Origin of the sequence: Cellulomonas septica, assembly GCF_012396155.1 — a bacterium.
Lineage (GTDB): Bacteria > Actinomycetota > Actinomycetes > Actinomycetales > Cellulomonadaceae > Cellulomonas > Cellulomonas septica.
This window is the reverse complement of sequence record NZ_JAAXOY010000446.1, coordinates 1-3,064: the sequence shown is the minus strand read 5'-3', so window position 1 is coordinate 3,064 and position 3,064 is coordinate 1. Positions and strand designations below refer to the sequence as shown.

General features: G+C 70.3%; 3 protein-coding genes. All 3 read left to right on the top strand.

Features of this window, described 5'->3' with window-relative positions; translation table 11 throughout:
* The first annotated feature begins 2 nt into the window (after positions 1–2).
* Positions 3–1,922, top strand: coding sequence for a glycoside hydrolase family 11 protein (locus HGA02_RS21495; protein ID WP_281357188.1), 1,920 nt, complete (start codon positions 3–5; stop codon positions 1,920–1,922).
* Positions 1,923–2,145: 223 nt separating this feature from the next.
* Complete coding sequence (locus tag HGA02_RS14750; protein ID WP_168679760.1) at positions 2,146–2,643, top strand: DUF2975 domain-containing protein; 498 nt, start codon at positions 2,146–2,148, stop codon at positions 2,641–2,643.
* Positions 2,643–2,888 (top strand): helix-turn-helix domain-containing protein, encoded by a 246-nt coding sequence (locus tag HGA02_RS14745; RefSeq protein ID WP_168679758.1) that lies wholly within the window; start codon positions 2,643–2,645, stop codon positions 2,886–2,888. The genes HGA02_RS14750 and HGA02_RS14745 overlap by 1 nt, the downstream gene beginning before the upstream one ends.
* Positions 2,889–3,064: the final 176 nt, after the last annotated feature.

Below are 3,064 nucleotides of genomic sequence, written 5' to 3'. Positions count from 1 at the left end.
CGCTGACGGCCCTGCTGGCCGCCGGCGCGCTCGTGGCCGCCGGCCTCGCGATCGCCAGCCCGGCGTCCGCCGCGGTGACGTCGAACTCCACCGGCACCAACAACGGCTGGTGGTACTCGTTCTGGACCGACAGCCAGGGCACCGTGTCGATGGACATGGGCTCGGGCGGGAACTACTCGACGCAGTGGAGCAACACCGGCAACTTCGTGGCCGGCAAGGGGTGGCAGACCGGCGGCCGCAAGACCGTCAGCTACTCGGGCCAGTTCAACCCGTCGGGCAACGCGTACCTCACGCTCTACGGCTGGACCCAGAACCCGCTGATCGAGTACTACATCGTCGACAACTGGGGCACGTACCGGCCCACCGGCACGTTCATGGGCACCGTCACGAGCGACGGCGGCACGTACGACATCTACCGCACGCAGCGCGTCAACAAGCCGTCGATCGAGGGCAACAGCTCGACCTTCTACCAGTACTGGAGCGTGCGGCAGCAGAAGCGGGTCGGCGGCACCATCACGTCCGGCAACCACTTCGACGCGTGGGCGTCCAAGGGCATGAACCTCGGCAACCACAACTACATGATCATGGCGACCGAGGGCTACCAGAGCAGCGGGTCGTCGAACATCACCGTCTCCGAGGGCTCGGGCGGCGGTGGCGGCGGAACCGGCGGTGGCGGCGGCGGGACCGGTGGCGGGGGCAGCTCGGGCTGCACCGTGACCGCGACGCGCGGCGACGAGTGGTCCGACCGCTTCAACGTCACCTACTCGGTCAGCGGGTCGAGCTCGTGGACCGTGAACCTGGGGCTCAACGGCAGCCAGTCGATCCAGAACTCGTGGAACGCGAACGTCTCCGGCAGCGGCTCGACCCGCACGGTCACACCCAACGGCAACGGGAACTCGTTCGGCGTCACCGTCATGAAGAACGGGAACAGCACGACGCCGTCCGCCACCTGCAACGGCGGCAGCACCGGCGGGGGCGGCGGCGGAGGGACGGCGACGCCGACCCCGACGCCGACGTCGCAGCCGCAGTCGTGCTCCGCTGGCTACGTGGGCCTGACGTTCGACGACGGGCCGAACAGCGGGACGTCGAACCAGATCATCTCGACCCTCAACCAGTACGGCGCGACCGCGACCGTCTTCCCGACCGGTCAGAACGCGCAGAACAACGCGTCGCTCATGCAGGCGTACAAGAACGCCGGCCTGCAGATCGGCAACCACAGCTGGGACCACCCGCACCTGGTCAACATGAGCCAGAGCGACATCCAGTCGCAGCTCTCGCGGACCCAGCAGGCGATCCAGCAGACCGCCGGCGTCACCCCGACGCTGTTCCGGCCGCCGTACGGCGAGACGAACGCGACGCTCAAGTCGGTCGAGCAGTCGCTCGGCCTGCGGGAGATCATCTGGGACGTCGACTCGAACGACTGGAACAACGCGAGCGCCGACCAGATCCGGCAGGCGGCGTCCCGCCTGACGAACGGCCAGATCATCCTCATGCACGACTGGCCGGCGGCGACCGTCCAGGCCCTGCCGGGGATCCTGCAGGACCTGCGCTCGCGCAACCTGTGCGCCGGGCACATCTCGTCCTCGACCGGCCGGGCGGTCGCACCGTCCACCGCGGGCGGTGGCGGCGGCGGTGGTGGCGGTGGCGGTGGGAGCACCGGCTCGTGCACCGTGACCGCGACGCGCGGCGACGAGTGGTCGGACCGCTTCAACGTCACCTACACGGTGAGCGGCACCAGCAGCTGGGTCGTCACCCTGACGCTCAACGGCAGCCAGTCGGTGCAGAGCAGCTGGAACGCGACGCTGAGCGGCAGCGGCAGCACGCGTCAGGCCCGCCCCAACGGGTCGGGCAACTCCTTCGGCGTGACGTTCTACAAGAACGGGAGCAGCACGACTCCGGGTGCGACGTGCGCGACCGGGTAGACGTCACCTGAACGGGAGGAATGACCGGCCCCTCCCGGACCGAGGCCGTCCGCGCACGTCACCGCGGGCGGCCTCGGTCGCGTCCGGGCCCTGGCCGCCACCGGCACGTCCCGCCCCCGGACGAGGCCGTCGGTCCCGACCAGCGGCATCGATCTTGCCGCACCTCACGCGAAACGATAGCCTTCTATCGTTTCTCGATAGATCGACTCACAGTGAGGTGCCCATGGGCCGGTTGGCCATCCTCGCCCTGCGCGTGGTGATCGTGCTCGCGTTCGCCGGGCTGCTGTTCGTCCAGTTCATGCTCATGCCCCTGCTCGGCATCGACCTCCAGGAGGCCGGCCCCGACGTCGCGCACCTGCGCTGGGCGCTGCCGATCATCGGCTTCCTGTTCGCCCTCGCCGCCGAGGTCGCGCTCGTCTGCATCTGGCGGCTCGTGACGATGGTCAAGAAGGACACCGTCTTCTCGACACGCGCGTTCCGCTGGGTCGACGTCGTCATCGGCTGCGCGATCGCCGCGACGCTGCTCGCGGTCGTCCTGTCGTTCCTGCTCGCCCCCGGCGAGGAGGTGCCGCCCGGCATGGTCATGCTCGTCGTCGTCGGCGGCGTCGGCACGGCGCTCATCGCGCTCGTCGTGTTCGTGCTGCGCATGCTGCTCGCCAAGGCCGTCGCGCTCGACACCACCGCGACGACCCTGCGCGCCGAGCTCGACGAGGTGATCTGATGCCCATCGTCGTCGACATCGACGTCATGCTCGCCCGCCGCAAGATGTCCGTCGGCGAGCTCGCGGACCGCGTCGGCATCACGCCCGCCAACCTCGCGGTCCTCAAGAACGGCCGCGCGAAGGCCGTCCGGTTCACGACCCTCGAGTCGCTGTGCCAGGTGCTCGACTGCCAGCCCGGCGACCTCCTGCGCTGGGAGGCCGCCGCCGAGGGCGACCCCGACGACGACCTGCGCGCGACAGGCTGACCTGCACGGCACGGGCCCGGCTCCTCGTCGAGGGGCCGGGCCCGTGCGCGCTGCGGGCTGACGTCAGGACGTCGCGCGCGCTGCCGCCGTCCCGGCCGGGTCGGTCGACAGGACGACCGTCGCGCCACCCGCCTCGACCGCCTGGAGCGTCCGCAGCTGGAGCAGTCCCGGCTGCC

Coding starts and splice junctions, on each gene's coding strand:
- HGA02_RS14750 (WP_168679760.1), top strand. CDS start 2,146: ATGGGCCGGTTGGCCATCCTCGCCCTGCGCGTGGTGATCGTGCTCGCG.
- HGA02_RS14745 (WP_168679758.1), top strand. CDS start 2,643: ATGCCCATCGTCGTCGACATCGACGTCATGCTCGCCCGCCGCAAGATG.